The following is a 15,713-nucleotide window of genomic DNA, read 5'->3' as shown; positions in this document are numbered from 1 at the left end:
TCAGTTCAGACTGGTCGGCGTCCGCGTCAGCTCGAACGCGGGCAGTGACGGCAGGCTACGGATGATGGCCGTCTCCGCGCGAAGGAGTTTCAGCTCGTCCCGCAGCCGGGACGCGGTGTCGGGGGCCTGCAGCAGCCGCTGTTTCGTCGGCGTGTCGTGCACCATCGCCGCCGCCACCAGGTAGGAGACCACGGAAGGGTCGTCCGGGAGGTCCGCGCCCGTCGACAGCGAGCGTTCGCGGGCGCCGGCCAGCCGCTTCTGGTACTGGCGGAAGGAGCGCAGCACCCCCTCGGCCAGCGCGCCCGCCTCGTCCCCCGGCTCCTCCGGCAGCTCTTCCAGTTCCGCGGTCAGGAACGGCCCCGACGCGTCGACCGAGAGCAGCCGTACCCGGGTCGTACCCGTCGCCAGCACCTCGAACGTGCCGTCGGCCCGCTCCCGGATGGTCGCCGCGTCCGCCACACAGCCAACCCCCTGGAAGGCCTTGAGCGGGTCGGGGCCGAAGCCCGCGGCCGGCCCGCGTTCGGGCTGTGCCGTGGGATCCGGCATGCCGGGGGCGCTCGGCGCCACCTCGTGGCCGTCGCGGATGGCCACGACGGCGAACCGGCGCGGCTCGTCCTCCGGGGTCTTGAGCAGCTCGCGCATCATGGCGCGATAGCGCTCCTCGAAGACGTTGAGCGGCAGCACGAGCCCCGGGAACAGCACCGTGTTCAGCGGGAAGAGCGGGAGACGGACGGTGGTCACGGCGCCCCAGCCTAGTGGTCACCGGCGCGGTCGTGTCCGCCGAGCCCACCGAGCGGGACCGGCGGCCAGGTCACCGGCCCCGTGGGGACGGGCCGGGAACCCGGTGTCAGCAGGTGCTCGCGCAGCCGCAGGAAGTGGCCGAGCGGGTCGTCGGAGAAGCGCTCCCAGGGGAAGGACGTGGCGTACGGGCCGATCAGGCCCAGCTGGGCGCGGGCGTCCTCCCAGCGCTCCAGGCGCATCAGCACGTACAGGAGCTTGTTGCGGATCTCCGCGGGCCACGGGTCGGCCGCCGGGAAGCGGGCGGACAGCGCCAGCGCCCGGTCGGCCGCCGCGTCCAGCCGGGGACGCGGGACCTCGGGGCCGCAGCCGTCGGTCAGGTAGCCGAAGGCGGCCCGGGCCGGCAGGGCCTGGACGAGCGAGTCGGCCGGGGCGTCCTGGGCGGCCTGTTCGGCGAAGTCGAAGCACTCGCGGTGCGAGGCACGGGGGGTGTGCGGGGTGTCCCCCCGCAGGACGCAGCAGGAGGCAGCCAGGTAGCGCAGGGCGGCCACATGGCAGCCGTAGTGGTGCGGGGCGCGCCGGACGGCCGCCTCCCACAGTTCCTCGAAGTACCGGTGGCCGGCCCGCGTGCCGCGCGCGTGGTCCAGCGCGATCCGCCAGGGCACCGGGTCGCGGTCGTCGGCGCGCGCGGCGGCGGTGATCAGCGGGCTCACCTCGCGCAGCAGCTCGGCGCGGGCCGGTGAGGGCCAGGCGCGGTCCACCGCCAGCTGCGCCTGGACCACCAGGAGGCCGGGGTCGTGCGGGGCGGCGGCGCGCCAGGACTCGAACCACTCGGAGCGCGAGCCGGCGAAGGCGGCCAGGCGCCGTACGTACCGGTCGTGGTTCTCCCAGGCGGCTGTGGCGCGGGTGGCGGCCAGCAGGCCGGCCGCGGCGCCGTACTCGCCCCGGCCGGCCGCGACCAGCGCGGGCGAGAGCCGGTCGTCGGGCGCGTCGAGCACGGCCTCGTCCCCGGACGGCGGACGGGCGGCCGGGCGTGCGGAGCGTTTGGTCATCCGGGTGGGGCGGATGAACGAGGGCAGCAGAGCCATGGTGCCGACCATTGAAAGACCGCAGGTCGGCAGCGCGCCAGAGGCTTCGGTCAAGTCATGGAAAGTTGTATGGCCGACGGTCAAGGACCGGTAAAGGTGATAGGTCGAGTTTTGTAGCGACTGGGCACACCTGTCCCTGATGTCCCCTCAGCCCCGTCTCAGCAGCCGGGTGGCCCCCGCCGCCACCGTCGTCGCCAGTATCCAGCCGAGCAGGATCATCACCGCCGCCAGCCACTGCCAGGCGCCGCGCAGCTGCCACTGGCCGACCTGGCCGAGGTCGATCACCGGCAGCAGCAGGTCCAGCGTGAACAGGGCCGGGTTCCAGTCCGGGTGGCCGTCGTGGTTGATCGGCGGATGGTCCGCGTGGGCGAACGCCAGTGTGCCCGCCGCCCACAGCACCGCCATCCACACCGCGGCCCGGCCCGGCCGATAGCCGTAGGCGACCGTCCAGTCCTGGACGTACCCCCAGATCTTGCCGGCCGGTGGCAGCGTCTCGCGGCGCCGGCGCTGCTTGGCGAGCAGCACCTCCCGGGCGTCCTCGTCCTCCCCGGCCTCCCGCAGGACGGTGGCCAGCCGCTCGTACGGCTCCGGGTTGTACTCGGCGGTGGCCGCCGCCACCCAGTCCAGGCGCCGGGTCAGCGGGAACGGGCCCCGCGGGACCAGGTTCTCGTAGGTGAAGCCGCCCATGTGCAGACTGCCCGGGCCCGGCCAGCTGGCCGCGCGGTCCACCAGGTTGACGATCCGCGCACCGGACAGCAGGACCTGGCCGCTCTGCGGGGCGTCGCCGAGGAAGCGCAGCTCCGGCGTCTGCACCCGGCGCATCGACAGCGCCTGGTCGTCGGTGAGGACGAACCGCGCCCGCTCCAGGTCGACGGCGTCCCCGAACCGTCCGTCGTCCAGCCGCAGCCCGCCCCGGCACTCGAACGGCTGGATCCGTGTCCCGCGCGCGGGTGTCGTGCCGCTCAGCAGCGGGCTGCCCACGCCGGCCGGGGTCAGGTACAGGGTGCGCTCGACGGTCAGCTGGGGGGCGTTCAGGGCGTAGCGGGAGTACGGGTTGTCGAGCGTCGCGCCGCGCAGGCTGAGCGAGACGCCGACCTGCGCGGCGCGCAGGCTCAGCTCGCCGTGCGACTCCAGCAGCTCCGCCTGCAGGTCCTGGCCGACCGTCAGGCCGTCCGCCGCGATCGACCGCCCGCTGCGGTCGCGGTGCACGACCGCCTGGTTGAGCAGCAGATCGGTGCCGATGTGCGCGTCCGTCAGCCGCACGCCGTGCCGGAAGCGGCAGCGCGGCAGATGCAGATCGCCCTCGGTGTGCACCCGGGCGGCCTCCAGGCGCGGCACCGCGCACTCCACCAGGCGCAGGGTCGTGAAGCGGGCCTCCGGCAGCCGGACCTCCTCGTCGAAGCGGCAGCCGCGCAACTCGACGTACGGCTGTACCGTGCCGCCCGAGAGGTCCAGCGTGTCCGTGATCCGCACGCCGGTCAGCTTCAGCGAGGACACCCGGCCCGCGAGCGCCGGCGGACCGTCCAGCAGCAGCCAGGCGACGATCCGCGCCCGCACCGAGCGCTCCGGACCCCACGGGTGCCCGCCGTGCGGGTCGTCCACGACCGCGTCCCCGCTGCTCAGGTCGTAGACAGTCCCGTTGCGGAAGGCCTGCCACATGCCCGCCTCGGCCGCGGTCAGCTCGTCCGGCAGGTCTCCGGCGACGAAGCCGGCCCCCTCGGTCACCTTTGTCCTCTCCTGGTCTCGTACTTTCGTACAGCCGTTCATGCCCGCTGTGTGATGCCCGGAACACTAAAGGTGAGGGTGATCTTCCGAGTTCGGCCACGTTCTGTATCAGCCATTGATACGCGCCACCGGCCCGCGACACCGGTCTGAGAGAATTGGGACTGTGATTTCCCGAATCGATCTGCGAGGCGACGCCCTTCCCGAGGGCCCCGCCCTGCGCGACCTGCTGCCCCGAGCCGACTTCGACGTTCAGGCCGCCCTGGAGAAGGTGCGTCCGATCTGCGAGGCCGTGCATCATCGTGGCGACGCGGCGCTGATCGACTTCGCCGAGAAGTTCGACGGAGTACGGCTGGAATCCGTCCGTGTCCCGGCCCGGGCGCTCACCGACGCGCTGGCGGCCCTCGACCCGGCCGTGCGCGCGGCCCTGGAGGAGTCCATCCGCCGCGCCCGCCTGGTCCACCGTGCGCAGCGCCGCGCCACACACACCACCCAGGTCGTGCCCGGCGGCTCCGTCACCGAGAAGTGGGTGCCGGTCGAGCGCGTCGGCCTGTACGCGCCGGGCGGCCGTTCCGTCTACCCCTCGTCCGTGATCATGAACGCCGTGCCGGCGCAGGAGGCCGGGGTCGAGTCGATCGCGCTCGCCTCCCCGCCGCAGGCCGAGTTCGACGGGCTGCCGCACCCCACGATCCTCGCCGCGTGCGCCCTGCTCGGCGTGGACGAGGTCTACGCGGCGGGCGGCGCCACCGCCGTCGCGATGTTCGCCCACGGCACCGAGTCCTGCCCGCCGGCCAACATGGTCACCGGCCCCGGCAACATCTGGGTCGCCGCCGCCAAGCGCTTCTTCACCGGAAAGATCGGTATCGACGCGGAGGCCGGCCCGACCGAGATCGCCATCCTCGCGGACGACACCGCCGACCCGGTGCACGTGGCCTCGGACCTGATCAGCCAGGCCGAACACGACCCGCTCGCGGCGGCCGTGCTGGTCACCGACTCCGTCGAACTGGCGGAGGCGGTGGAGAAGGAGCTCCAGCCGCAGGTCGCGGCCACCAAGCACGTCGAGGACCGGATCGTGCCCGCCCTCCAGGGCAGGCAGTCCGCGATCGTGCTGGTCGACGGCGTCGAGGAGGGCCTGAGGGTCGTCGACGCGTACGGCGCCGAGCACCTGGAGATCCAGACCGCCGACGCCGCCGCGGTGGCCGACCGGGTGAAGAACGCGGGCGCGATCTTCATCGGCCCCTGGGCCCCGGTCTCGCTCGGCGACTACGCGGCCGGGTCCAACCACGTCCTGCCCACCGGTGGCTGCGCCTGCCACTCCTCGGGCCTGTCCGTGCAGTCCTTCCTGCGCGGTATCCACATCGTCGACTACACGAAGGACGCGCTGGCCGAGGTCGCGCACCACGTGGTGACGCTGGCGGAGGCGGAGGACCTGCCGGCGCACGGCGCGGCGGTCAAGGCCCGGTTCGGCTGGAAGGTACCCGAGAGCAAGTGAGCGACGTGAGGATCGACGATCTTCCCGTACGGGACGAGCTGCGCGGCAAGTCCCCTTACGGCGCGCCCCAGTTGGACGTCCCCGTACGGCTGAACACCAACGAGAACCCCTACCCGCTGCCCGAGCCGCTGGTCGAGCGGATCGCGGAGCGGGTGCGGGAGGCCGCCCGCAACCTGAACCGCTACCCCGACCGGGACGCGGTCCAGCTGCGCACCGAGCTGGCCAAGTACCTGACGAGGACGGGCAAGTACCCGCTCGGCATCGAGAACGTGTGGGCCGCCAACGGCTCCAACGAGGTCATCCAGCAGCTGCTGCAGACCTTCGGCGGACCGGGCCGTACGGCCATCGGCTTCGAGCCGTCGTACTCGATGCACGCCCTCATCGCGCGCGGCACGGGCACGGGCTGGATCTCGGGGCCCCGCAACGAGGACTTCACGATCGACCTCGCCGCCGCCGAGCGGGCGATCGCCGAGCACAAGCCGGACGTCGTCTTCATCACCACCCCCAACAACCCCACGGGCAACGCGGTCCCGCCTCAGACGGTCCTCGCGCTGTACGACGCGGCACAGGCGGCCAGGCCGTCCATGGTGATCGTGGACGAGGCCTACATCGAGTTCAGCCACGGCGACTCGCTGCTGCCGCTGCTGGCGGGCCGCCCGCACCTGGTCGTCTCCCGGACCATGTCGAAGGCGTTCGGCGCGGCGGGCCTCCGCCTCGGCTACCTGGCCGCCGACCCGGCGGTGGTGGACGCCGTCCAGCTCGTCCGGCTGCCGTACCACCTGTCGGCGATCACCCAGGCGACCGCGCTGGCCGCGCTGGAGCACACCGACACGCTGCTGGGGTACGTCGAGCAGCTGAAGGCCGAGCGGGACCGGCTGGTCGCCGAGCTGCGCGCGATCGGTTACCAGGTCGTCGAGTCCGACGCGAACTTCGTGCAGTTCGGCCGGTTCGCGAGCGCCCACGAGGCCTGGCAGAAGATCCTCGACCGGGGCGTCCTGGTCCGGGACAACGGCGTACCGGGGTGGCTGCGGGTCTCCGCCGGTACCCCGGAGGAGAACGACGCGTTCCTCGACGCGGTACGGGAATTGAAGAAGGAGCTGTAAGGCATGAGCCGCGTTGGACGCATAGAGCGCACCACCAAGGAGACCTCCGTCCTGGTCGAGATCGACCTCGACGGCACCGGCCGCACCGACATCGCCACCGGCGTCGGCTTCTACGACCACATGCTCGACCAGCTCGGCCGGCACGGTCTGTTCGACCTCACCGTGAAGACCGACGGCGACCTGCACATCGACTCCCACCACACCATCGAGGACACCGCCCTCGCGCTCGGCGCCGCCTTCAAGCAGGCGCTCGGCGACAAGGTGGGCATCTACCGCTTCGGCAACTGCACGGTCCCCCTGGACGAGTCGCTGGCCCAGGTGACGGTCGACCTGAGCGGCCGGCCCTACCTCGTGCACACCGAGCCCGAGAACATGGCGCCGATGATCGGCGAGTACGACACCACGATGACCCGGCACATCCTGGAGTCCTTCGTGGCCCAGGCGCAGATCGCGCTGCACGTGCACGTGCCCTACGGGCGCAATGCGCACCACATCGTGGAGTGCCAGTTCAAGGCCCTGGCCCGGGCGCTGCGTTACGCCTCCGAGCGCGACCCGCGCGCGGCCGGCATCCTCCCCTCCACGAAGGGCGCGCTGTAAACCCATGAACGGTCTTTCGACCCTGCTGATCGTCGTCGGCCTGTTCCTGGTCGGCGGCATCATCTCCTTCGTCAAGCAGAAGATGCCCACGAGCCTCGTCGTGCTGCTCTCCATCGGCGCGGGCCTGTGCCTCGTCGCGGGCGTCATGAGGCTGGAGGTGTGGAATTGAGTGCCGCTGCGAAGAAGGTCGTCGTCTTCGACTACGGCTTCGGCAACGTCCGCTCCGCCGAGCGTGCCCTCGCGCGCGTGGGCGCCGAGGTCGAGATCACGCGCGACTTCGACAAGGCCATGAACGCCGACGGACTGCTCGTGCCGGGCGTCGGCGCCTTCGCCGCCTGCATGCGGGGTCTGCGCGCCGCCCGCGGTGACTGGGTGATCGACCGGCGGCTGTCCGGCGGGCGGCCCGTGATGGGCATCTGCGTCGGCATGCAGATCCTGTTCGCGCGCGGCATCGAGCACGGCGTGGAGGCCGAGGGCCTGGACGAGTGGCCCGGCACGGTCGAGCCGCTCCAGGCCGACGTCGTCCCCCACATGGGCTGGAACACCGTGGACGCGCCCGCCGGCTCGGAGCTGTTCGCCGGCCTGGACGCCGACGCCCGCTTCTACTTCGTGCACTCCTACGCCGTCCACGAATGGGCGCTGGAGTCCCACAACCCGGTGATCGAGGCGCCCAAGGTCACCTGGTCGACGCACGGCAAGCCCTTCGTGGCCGCCGTGGAGAACGGCGCCCTGTGGGCCACCCAGTTCCACCCCGAGAAGTCCGGCGACGCCGGTGCCCAGCTCCTCACCAACTGGATCGGAACCCTGTAGACCATGGCCAAGCTCGAACTCCTCCCCGCCGTCGACGTCCGCGACGGCCAGGCCGTACGCCTCGTGCACGGCGAGTCCGGGACCGAGACCTCCTACGGCTCCCCGCTGGAGGCCGCCCTCGCCTGGCAGCGGTCCGGCGCCGAGTGGCTGCACCTGGTGGACCTGGACGCCGCGTTCGGCACGGGCGACAACCGTGAGCTGATCGCCGAGGTCGCCAGGGCGATGGACATCAAGGTGGAGCTGTCCGGCGGCATCCGCGACGACGCCTCCCTGGCCGCCGCACTGGCCACCGGCTGCACCCGCGTGAACCTCGGCACGGCCGCCCTGGAGACCCCCGAGTGGGTCGCCAAGGTCATCGCCGAGCACGGCGACAGGATCGCGGTGGGCCTGGACGTGCGCGGCACCACGCTGCGCGGCCGCGGCTGGACCCGCGACGGCGGCGACCTCTACGAGACGCTGGAGCGCCTCGACAAGGAGGGCTGCGCACGGTACGTGGTGACGGACATCGCCAAGGACGGCACGCTGCAGGGCCCGAACCTGGAGCTGCTGAAGAACGTGTGCGCGCGGACCGACCGCCCGGTGGTGGCCTCGGGCGGCGTGTCGTCCCTGGACGACCTGCGGGCCATCGCCGAGCTGGTACCCCTCGGTGTCGAGGGCTCCATCGTCGGGAAGGCGCTGTACGCGAAGGCGTTCACCCTGGAAGAGGCCTTGGAGGCTGTGTCGTCATGAGCGAAGCCGTACGGCGGGTGCAGAGCGGAAGTCCCTGGGAGGAGAGTTTCGGTTTCGCACGTGCCGTGGCGGCGGGCGACCGGGTGCTGGTGGCGGGCACGACGTCCTTCCGGGGCGATGTGCTGTACGGCGAGGGCGACCCGTACGAACAGGCCAAGGTGGCCTTCACCAGCGCCATCGAGGCGATCGGCGAGCTCGGACTCGGCATCGACTCGGTCATCCGTACGAGGATGTACCTGACCCATGTGCGGGACGTGGACGCCGTCGGCCGGGCGCACAAGGAGATCTTCGACTCCGTACGCCCGGTCTCGACCCTGCTGGTCGTCGAGGGCTTCGTCGATCCCCGCATCCTGGTCGAAGTGGAACTCGAAGCATTCAGAGGAGCCTGATCAGTCATGACCCTGGCGGTCCGAGTCATCCCCTGCCTGGACGTGGACAACGGCCGGGTCGTCAAGGGCGTCAACTTCCAGAACCTGCGCGACGCGGGCGACCCCGTCGAGATGGCCAAGGTGTACGACGCCGAGGGCGCCGACGAGCTGACGTTCCTGGACATCACCGCGTCCTCGGGCAACCGGGAGACGACCTACGACGTGGTGCGCCGCACCGCCGAGCAGGTGTTCATCCCGCTGACGGTCGGCGGCGGTGTCCGCACGGCCGAGGACGTGGACAAGCTGCTGCGGGCGGGCGCCGACAAGGTGGGCGTGAACACCGCCGCGATCGCCCGCCCCGAGCTGATCCGCGAGATCGCCGAACGCTTCGGCCGTCAGGTGCTGGTGCTGTCGGTCGACGCCCGCCGCACCGAGTCGGGCTCCTTCGAGGTCACGACCCACGGCGGCCGGCGCGGCACCGGCATCGACGCCGTCGAGTGGGCGCACCGGGCGGCCGAGCTGGGCGCGGGCGAGATCCTGCTGAACTCGATGGACGCGGATGGCACCAAGGACGGCTACGACCTGGAGATGATCGCGGCCGTCCGCAAGCACGTGACCGTCCCGGTGATCGCGTCCGGCGGCGCCGGCGCACTGGCCCACTTCCCGCCGGCCATCCAGGCCGGCGCGGACGCGGTACTGGCCGCGTCGGTCTTCCACTTCGGCGACCTGAGGATCGGCGACGTGAAGCAGACGCTCCGGGAGGCCGGACACCCGGTGCGGTGACGCTGCGCCGGCGTTCGGCAGCGAGATACGAAAGAGAAGTTGCGCAAAATCTGTTGTGCAACTTCTCTTTCGTATCTATGGTCGGGGCATGTCCCATGAGGAGGAGCGCCGCATCACGGACGTGGGCACCCTGAAGGCGCTCGCGCACCCCCTGCGCTTGAAGCTCTATCGGCTGCTGTTCATCGCCGAGGCGGCCACCGCCTCGCAGCTCGCGGAGCAGGTCGACGAGGCCGTCTCCCTGGTCAGCTACCACCTGCGCAAGCTCGCCGAGCACGGTCTCGTGGAGGAGGCGGAGCCGCGCAGCGCGGATGCGCGGGAGCGGTGGTGGCAGCCGTCCTCCCCAGGGGTCTCCATTCGCGACCAGGACTTCCAGGACGCGCCCGAAAAGGTGGCCGCCCACCTGGCGGCCTCCCGCATGTTCCTGGAACAGCGCGCCGAGATGTACCGGAGGTACCTGGACGAGCGCGCCCACTGGGGCGCGGAGTGGAACGGCGCAGCCCACGACTCCGAGTCGCTGCTGAGACTGACGGCCGAGGAACTGGCCGGGCTGAAGACGGACCTGCACGACCTGCTCAAGCGCTACGACGAGCAGGGGCGCGCCCGAGAGGCCGCCGGTGACACCCGGGGGCGCGAGCACGTCGCGCTGCACGTGTACGGCTTCCCGTTCCGCGTCTGAGAGGACCCTCCTCCCGTGACCGCCGCGACCGCGCCGCAGGCCCACCGCGACCCCAACGTCCGCCGCTGGCTCGCTGCCTACACCTCCTCGATGCTGGGCGACAACGTCTACTACCTCGCCCTGTCCTGGGCCGCCGTGCGGGCCGGGACACCGGCGCAGGCCGGGCTGGTGATGTCGGCCAGCGCGCTGCCCAGGGCCGTGCTGATGCTGGGCGGGGGAGTCGTCGCCGACCGGTTCGGGCCGCGCCGGGTGGTCATCGGCAGCGACGCCGTACGCTGCGCCGCCGTCCTGGCCGTGGCCGCCCTGCTGTCCCTCACCCGCCCCGGCCTGTGGCCGCTCGCCCTGCTGGCGCTGGTCTTCGGCACCGTCGACGCCGTCTTCATGCCCGCCGTCGACGCCGTCTTCATGCCCGCCGTCGGCGCCCTTCCGGCGCGCCTCACCGCGCAGGACCAGCTCGCCCGGGTCCAGGGCATGCGCGGCCTGGCCATCCGCTTCTCCAACGTCGTCGGCGCACCGCTCGGCGGCCTCGGCGTGGCCCTCGGCGGCGCGGCCGCGGCCTTCGCGCTCGCCGGCCTGCTCATCGCCGTCTCCGTACCGCTGCTGCTCTCCGTACGGATACGGGACCTGCCGAAGCACCGGACGCCCGGGCCCGCGGGGCAGCCGCCCGCCCTCGCCCGGGCCGCCCTCGCCCCGGCCGGCGGCGGACGTGCCGCCCGGGGCGATGCGCCCGAGGCGTCGGTGTCTGAGGCATCCGGAGCCGCGTGGGGCGAGGTGTCAGACGCGTCGGAGGCTGCCGTGGGTGACGTACCCGAGGCGCCCGGGGCCGGCCGGGACGTCACCGACCGCGCGGCGGGCACGGTCTGGGGTGACCTCCGGGACGGCCTGCGCCACATCCGGCGCCACCGCGTCCTCGCCCCGCTGATGCTGGTCATCGCCCTCGGCGACCTGGGCTTCGTCGGCCCGCTGAACGTCGGCCTGACCCTGCTCGCCGACCATCGCGGCTGGGGCGCCTCCGGCATGGGCTGGGTGCTGGCCGGATTCGGGACCGGCGCGGGAGCCGCCTCGCTGCTGCTGACGGTCCGCGGACGGCTGCCGCGCGCGGGACTGGTCACCGGGTGCGCGTGTGCCGCGGGGTCCGTGGCCGTCGGCGCCCTCGCCTTCGTACCGACTCTCGCCGCGGCCGTCGGTACGGCCCTGCTCGTCGGCCTGCTCACCGGGCTCAGCGGCGCCCTGTGCGGGGCCCTGCTGCAGACGCAGTCCGACCCCGCCCGCCTGGGCCGCGTCACCGCCGCCTCCAGCCTGATCAGCCTGGGCCTCACCCCGCTGAGCATGCCCGTCGCGGCCGCCGCGATCGGCGCCTGGGGGCTCGGGCCGGTCTACGCGGTCAGCGCCGCCGTCTGCGGCCTCGGCGGGCTCGTCGCCCTCGTCGTACCGGCCCTGCGCCGCGCGGAACTCCCCGGCTGACCGCCGTTCACCCCTTCGGCCGAACCGGCTTCGGCTGCCCGGCCGCCGTGGTCAGAGGCCCAGCTGCCTGGACTCGTGCAGCTTGGCGATGGCGTCCGCCTCGCCGTCCACCTGCACCTTCGCCGCGTCCTGCCGGCCGAACGCGAACATCAGCAGCTCCGACGGCTCTCCCGTCACCGTCACCACCGGCGCACCCCGGTGCGCCACCGCCGTCTGCCCGTCCGGGCGGCGCAGCACCAGCCCCGTCGGCACCCCCCGGGCCACCAGCCGCGCCGTGCGCTCCAGCCGGGACCACAGGGCGTCCTGGAACACCGGGTCCAGCTCCCGCGGGCTCCAGTCCGGCTGGGCACGGCGGACGTCCTCGGTGTGGACGTAGAACTCGACGATGTTGGCCGCCTCGTCGACCTGCTTGAGCTGGAACGGCGAGAAGCGCGGCGGGCCGGTACGGATCAGCTGGATCAGCTCCTCGTACGGCTTCGCGGTGTACTCGGCCATCACCTTCTCCAGGCGCGGCGCGAGCTGCTTGATCAGCGTGCCCCCGGCCGCGTCCGGGCGGCGCTCGCGCACGATCACATGGGCGGCCAGATCCCGGGTGCGCCAGCCCTCGCAGAGGGTCTCGGCGTCCGGACCGACGGTTTCCAAGAGGTCGGCGAGCAGGAGCCGTTCACGCTTGGCAAAGGTCGACATGCAGTCAGCCTACGACTCCGTGGAAGGTCCGCCCAATGGACAGAGCCGGTCACTGTCGGTGCCGCGCGGCACAATGGCACCCATGACCAGTACGACCGGGACTCCCCGGCCCAGCAGCCTCACCCCGGAGATCGCCGCCCGCCTCAAGCGCAGCGCGGACGGTCTCCTGCCCGCCATCGCCCAGCAGTACGACACCGGCGAGGTGCTCATGCTCGGCTGGATGGACGACGAGGCGCTGCACCGCACACTGACCACCGGCCGCTGTACCTACTGGTCCCGCAGCCGCCAGGAGTACTGGGTCAAGGGCGACACCTCGGGCCACGTCCAGTGGGTGAAGTCGGTCGCGCTGGACTGCGACGCCGACACCGTGCTGGTCAAGGTGGACCAGCTGGGCGCGGCCTGCCACACCGGCGCGCGCACCTGCTTCGACGAGGACGTGCTCCTCAAGGACGCCGACCGGGACGCCGGTTCCGCCGCCGCTCCTGCCTCCGATCAGTAGGGTCAGCCGCCATGGACCTTGAGACCTTCCGCAAGCTCGCCACCGACCGGCGCGTCATCCCGGTCACGCGCAAGCTCCTCGCCGACGGCGACACCCCGGTCGCGCTCTACCGCAAGCTCGCCGCGGAGCGCCCCGGCACCTTCCTGCTGGAGTCCGCGGAGAACGGCCGCTCCTGGTCCCGCTACTCCTTCGTGGGAGTCCGCAGCGCCGCCACGCTGACCGCGCGCGACGGACAGGCGCACTGGCTCGGTGCCCCGCCCGTCGGCGTCCCCGTCGGGGGTGACCCGCTGGCCGCCCTGCGGGCGACGATCCAGGCCCTGCACACCCCGCACCAGGAGGGCCTGCCGCCCTTCACCGGCGGCATGGTCGGCTACCTGGGCTACGACATCGTCCGCCGCCTGGAGAAGATCGGCCCCGGCGAGCGCGACGACCTGCGCCTGCCCGAACTGACCATGCTCCTGACCAGCGACCTCGCCGTCATGGACCACTGGGAGGGCTCGGTCCTGCTGATCGCCAACGCGATCAACCACAACGACCTCGACACCGGTGTGGACGAGGCCTACGCCGACGCCGTGGCCCGCCTCGACGCGATGGAGGCCGACCTCACGCGTGCGGTCGCCCAGCCCCCGGCCGTCCTGCCGCCCTCCGAGCTGCCCGAGTACACCGCGCTGTGGGGCGGCCCGGACTTCCAGGTGGCCGTCGAGGACATCAAGGAGCGCATCCGCGCGGGCGAGGCCTTCCAGGTCGTGCCCTCGCAGCGCTTCGAGACCCGGTGCACGGCGAGCGCCCTGGACGTCTACCGCGTCCTGCGGGCCACGAACCCCTCGCCGTACATGTACCTGTTCCGCTTCGACGGGTTCGACGTCGTCGGCTCGTCCCCCGAGGCCCTGGTGAAGGTCGAGGACGGGCGGGCGATGGTCCACCCCATCGCCGGTACCCGGCCCCGCGGGGCCACCCCGCAGCAGGACCAGGCCCTCGCCGAGGAGCTGCTCGCCGACCCCAAGGAGCGGGCCGAGCACCTGATGCTGGTGGACCTGGGCCGCAACGACCTGGGACGGGTCTGCGAGCCCGGCTCGGTCGAGGTGGTCGACTTCATGTCCATCGAGCGCTACTCGCACGTGATGCACATCGTCTCCACGGTCACCGGCCGGGTCGCCGAGGGCCGTACGGCCTTCGACGTGCTCACCGCCTGCTTCCCGGCGGGCACCCTCTCCGGCGCCCCCAAGCCCCGCGCGATGCAGATCATCGACGAACTGGAACCGTCCCGGCGCGGTCTGTACGGCGGCTGTGTCGGCTATCTGGACTTCGCCGGCGACTCCGACACCGCGATCGCCATCCGTACCGCCCTGCTGCGGGACGGCACGGCGTACGTGCAGGCCGGAGCCGGCGTCGTCGCCGACTCCGACCCGGTCGCGGAGGACCAGGAGTGCCGCAACAAGGCGGCGGCGGTCCTCCGCGCGGTGCACACGGCCAACCGGCTCAGCTCATAGGGGAGTTCAGCCGGTGAACGCGGCGGTGCCGTTCGGGACGCCGAGCCCGGACGGGCCGTCGTACCCGGCGGTGCCGCCGCACAGGTAGGACCCGCCGCAGCTGCCGTTGGAGCCGCTGGTCACGTCGTACAGCGCCGAGGTGTGCGCGTACGGGAAGGACGCCGGGTACGAACCGGCGGACGGGGCGCCGCCCAGCGCGTAGGTCGCCGCGATCAGCGGGGAGGAGGCGCTGGTGCCGCCGAAGACCATCCAGCCGCTGCCCTGGCCGTAGGTGTCGTACACCGCGACACCGGTGTTGGGGTCGGCGACCGCCGAGACGTCCGCGACGGTGCGCTTCGCACAGCCGGAGTCCTTCTGCCAGCCGGGCTTGGCGTCGTACGCGGAGCAGCCGGAGCCGGCCCCGCTCCACACCGTGTCGGTCCAGCCGCGCGTGGTGGAGGCCGTCTTCAGGGACGTGCCGCCCACCGCCGTCACGTACGGGGAGGCCGCCGGGTACTCGACGCCGTAGCCGTTGTCACCGGAGGAGACGGTGATGGCGACGCCCGGGTGGTTGAAGTAGGTGGAGTCGTACGTCGCGTCACTGGAGGACTCGGAGCCGCCGTAGCTGTTGGAGACGAACTTCGCGCCCAGTTTCACGGCGGTGTTCACGCCCGTGCCCAGGTTGGTCATGCTCGCCGAACTGGCCTCCACCAGCAGGATCTTGCAGTTCGGGCAGGCCGCGCTGACCATGTCGAGGTCGAGTGAGATCTCCTCGGCCCAGCCGGAGTTGCCGCGCGGGTACTTGGTGCCGCCGTTCTGGTCCACCTTCTTGAAGCAGCCGTTGGCGGTGGTGCAGGCGGACAGGCCGTACTGGGAGCGGTAGACGGCGAGGTCGGACTCGGCGTTCGGGTCGTCGTAGGCGTCGACGATCGCCACCGTCTGGCCCGAACCGCCGGTCGCGGAGGGCAGGTTGTACGCCGCCTGGAGCGAGGCGGGGCCGTAGCCGGAGGGAGCGGCGGCGGCCGTCAGGGCGCTCTCGGCGTGCGCCGAGGCCGGGGTGCCGGCGGTGACCTGCAGGGCGTTGCAGGCCATCTGGTCCTTCTTCGTCGGGGCGGCGCAGGCGTGGGCGACGCTGACGCCGTGGGACGAGGAGGCGGCGGCCTGGCCGACCGGGGCGGCCAGGGCGAGGGCGGCCGTGGCGAGCGTGGCCACGGCGGTGAGGGAAACGGTTCTGCGCAACGTACGTCCTCCACGAGGTGGGTGAACCGGGAAGGGCTGTGGGGGGTGCGCGGTGCCACCACGGCGCGGGGTGGCGCGCCGTGGTCGCGCAGAACGTACGGATGGCGGGGCCACGTCAACAAGGTGGAAGTTGAACTGGGAACGTTCCTTTGCCGTTCCTGAGACGTCCATGTGCCGTTCCTGAGCGGATCATGGCCGAAACTCGACCTTCTCATGGCTTGACGGACCCGGGTGTCGGTTCGCTCCGGG

General features: G+C 72.3%; 17 protein-coding genes. 12 read left to right on the top strand and 5 right to left on the bottom strand.

From position 1 onward, the window contains the following. From ABT171_RS24150 to ABT171_RS24140, 3 genes are all read right to left on the bottom strand, one after another. Complete coding sequence (locus tag ABT171_RS24150; protein WP_351247043.1) at positions 1-741, bottom strand: LON peptidase substrate-binding domain-containing protein; 741 nt, start codon at positions 739-741, stop codon at positions 1-3. Positions 742-752: 11 nt separating this feature from the next. Then, positions 753-1,838 (bottom strand): hypothetical protein, encoded by a 1,086-nt coding sequence (locus ABT171_RS24145; protein ID WP_351247223.1) that lies wholly within the window; start codon positions 1,836-1,838, stop codon positions 753-755. Positions 1,839-1,973: 135 nt separating this feature from the next. Beyond that, entirely contained in the window at positions 1,974-3,551 is a 1,578-nt protein-coding gene (locus ABT171_RS24140) for an oxidoreductase (protein ID WP_351247041.1), read from the bottom strand. A 163-nt stretch (positions 3,552-3,714) separates the two neighbouring features. Between ABT171_RS24140 and hisD the strand changes: the two genes are divergently transcribed. From hisD to ABT171_RS24090, 10 genes are all read left to right on the top strand, one after another. Continuing rightward, positions 3,715-5,040, top strand: coding sequence for a histidinol dehydrogenase (gene hisD / locus ABT171_RS24135; RefSeq protein ID WP_351247039.1), 1,326 nt, complete (start codon positions 3,715-3,717; stop codon positions 5,038-5,040). Further along, a complete protein-coding gene (locus ABT171_RS24130; RefSeq protein ID WP_351247037.1) occupies positions 5,037-6,143 on the top strand; it encodes a histidinol-phosphate transaminase in 1,107 nt (368 codons plus the stop codon). The genes hisD and ABT171_RS24130 overlap by 4 nt, the downstream gene beginning before the upstream one ends. A 3-nt stretch (positions 6,144-6,146) precedes the next feature. Further along, positions 6,147-6,740 (top strand): imidazoleglycerol-phosphate dehydratase HisB, encoded by a 594-nt coding sequence (hisB, locus tag ABT171_RS24125; RefSeq protein WP_055710051.1) that lies wholly within the window; start codon positions 6,147-6,149, stop codon positions 6,738-6,740. Between the two features lie 4 nt (positions 6,741-6,744). Continuing rightward, positions 6,745-6,909 (top strand): CG2302 family histidine operon protein, encoded by a 165-nt coding sequence (locus tag ABT171_RS24120; protein ID WP_351247034.1) that lies wholly within the window; start codon positions 6,745-6,747, stop codon positions 6,907-6,909. Continuing rightward, positions 6,906-7,550 carry an imidazole glycerol phosphate synthase subunit HisH gene (gene hisH / locus ABT171_RS24115; protein WP_351247032.1) on the top strand — a complete coding sequence of 215 codons (645 nt, stop codon included), beginning with the start codon at positions 6,906-6,908 and terminating at the stop codon, positions 7,548-7,550. Before ABT171_RS24120 ends, hisH begins: the two co-directional genes overlap by 4 nt. Positions 7,551-7,553: 3 nt before the next feature. After that, positions 7,554-8,279, top strand: coding sequence for a bifunctional 1-(5-phosphoribosyl)-5-((5-phosphoribosylamino)methylideneamino)imidazole-4-carboxamide isomerase/phosphoribosylanthranilate isomerase PriA (gene priA, locus ABT171_RS24110; RefSeq protein WP_351247030.1), 726 nt, complete (start codon positions 7,554-7,556; stop codon positions 8,277-8,279). Further along, entirely contained in the window at positions 8,276-8,668 is a 393-nt protein-coding gene (locus tag ABT171_RS24105; protein ID WP_351247028.1) for a RidA family protein, read from the top strand. The genes priA and ABT171_RS24105 overlap by 4 nt, the downstream gene beginning before the upstream one ends. Before the next feature lie 6 nt (positions 8,669-8,674). Continuing rightward, the gene (hisF, locus tag ABT171_RS24100; protein WP_351247026.1) at positions 8,675-9,430 is read left to right on the top strand and encodes an imidazole glycerol phosphate synthase subunit HisF; all 756 of its coding nucleotides are present in this window, start codon (positions 8,675-8,677) and stop codon (positions 9,428-9,430) included. Between the two features lie 88 nt (positions 9,431-9,518). Further along, positions 9,519-10,106: an ArsR/SmtB family transcription factor gene (locus tag ABT171_RS24095; protein ID WP_351247024.1), complete on the top strand. Its 588-nt coding sequence runs from the start codon at positions 9,519-9,521 to the stop codon at positions 10,104-10,106. A gap of 15 nt (positions 10,107-10,121) precedes the next feature. Beyond that, positions 10,122-11,570 (top strand): MFS transporter, encoded by a 1,449-nt coding sequence (locus tag ABT171_RS24090; RefSeq protein WP_503076288.1) that lies wholly within the window; start codon positions 10,122-10,124, stop codon positions 11,568-11,570. Positions 11,571-11,621: 51 nt separating this feature from the next. Here ABT171_RS24090 and ABT171_RS24085 read toward each other — a convergent pair whose 3' ends face one another. Then, complete coding sequence (locus tag ABT171_RS24085; protein ID WP_351247022.1) at positions 11,622-12,257, bottom strand: TIGR03085 family metal-binding protein; 636 nt, start codon at positions 12,255-12,257, stop codon at positions 11,622-11,624. A gap of 82 nt (positions 12,258-12,339) precedes the next feature. On the opposite strand from ABT171_RS24085, the gene hisI reads away from it, so the two are divergent. After that, positions 12,340-12,756 (top strand): phosphoribosyl-AMP cyclohydrolase, encoded by a 417-nt coding sequence (hisI, locus tag ABT171_RS24080; protein ID WP_351247020.1) that lies wholly within the window; start codon positions 12,340-12,342, stop codon positions 12,754-12,756. An 11-nt stretch (positions 12,757-12,767) separates the two neighbouring features. Then, positions 12,768-14,246, top strand: a complete 1,479-nt coding sequence (locus tag ABT171_RS24075) for an anthranilate synthase component I (protein WP_351247018.1) — start codon at positions 12,768-12,770, stop codon at positions 14,244-14,246. Between the two features lie 6 nt (positions 14,247-14,252). Here the strand turns inward: ABT171_RS24075 and ABT171_RS24070 are convergent, their stop codons facing one another. Next, positions 14,253-15,464 carry a S53 family peptidase gene (locus tag ABT171_RS24070; protein WP_351247016.1) on the bottom strand — a complete coding sequence of 404 codons (1,212 nt, stop codon included), beginning with the start codon at positions 15,462-15,464 and terminating at the stop codon, positions 14,253-14,255. Positions 15,465-15,713 lie beyond the last annotated feature (249 nt).

Origin of the sequence: Streptomyces sp. NPDC001851, from assembly GCF_040297165.1 — a bacterium.
Lineage (GTDB): Bacteria > Actinomycetota > Actinomycetes > Streptomycetales > Streptomycetaceae > Streptomyces.
Note: the sequence above shows the minus strand (reverse complement) of the source record. Positions and strands in the feature narration are given on the sequence as shown.

Bases quoted from the DNA above. Each gene is read 5' to 3' on its own strand.
- ABT171_RS24145 (WP_351247223.1), bottom strand. From the start codon at position 1,838: ATGGTCGGCACCATGGCTCTGCTGCCCTCGTTCATCCGCCCCACCCGG.
- hisB (WP_055710051.1), top strand. From the start codon at position 6,147: ATGAGCCGCGTTGGACGCATAGAGCGCACCACCAAGGAGACCTCCGTC.
- ABT171_RS24120 (WP_351247034.1), top strand. From the start codon at position 6,745: ATGAACGGTCTTTCGACCCTGCTGATCGTCGTCGGCCTGTTCCTGGTC.
- priA (WP_351247030.1), top strand. From the start codon at position 7,554: ATGGCCAAGCTCGAACTCCTCCCCGCCGTCGACGTCCGCGACGGCCAG.
- ABT171_RS24105 (WP_351247028.1), top strand. From the start codon at position 8,276: ATGAGCGAAGCCGTACGGCGGGTGCAGAGCGGAAGTCCCTGGGAGGAG.
- hisF (WP_351247026.1), top strand. From the start codon at position 8,675: ATGACCCTGGCGGTCCGAGTCATCCCCTGCCTGGACGTGGACAACGGC.
- ABT171_RS24095 (WP_351247024.1), top strand. From the start codon at position 9,519: ATGTCCCATGAGGAGGAGCGCCGCATCACGGACGTGGGCACCCTGAAG.
- ABT171_RS24085 (WP_351247022.1), bottom strand. From the start codon at position 12,257: ATGTCGACCTTTGCCAAGCGTGAACGGCTCCTGCTCGCCGACCTCTTG.
- hisI (WP_351247020.1), top strand. From the start codon at position 12,340: ATGACCAGTACGACCGGGACTCCCCGGCCCAGCAGCCTCACCCCGGAG.
- ABT171_RS24075 (WP_351247018.1), top strand. From the start codon at position 12,768: ATGGACCTTGAGACCTTCCGCAAGCTCGCCACCGACCGGCGCGTCATC.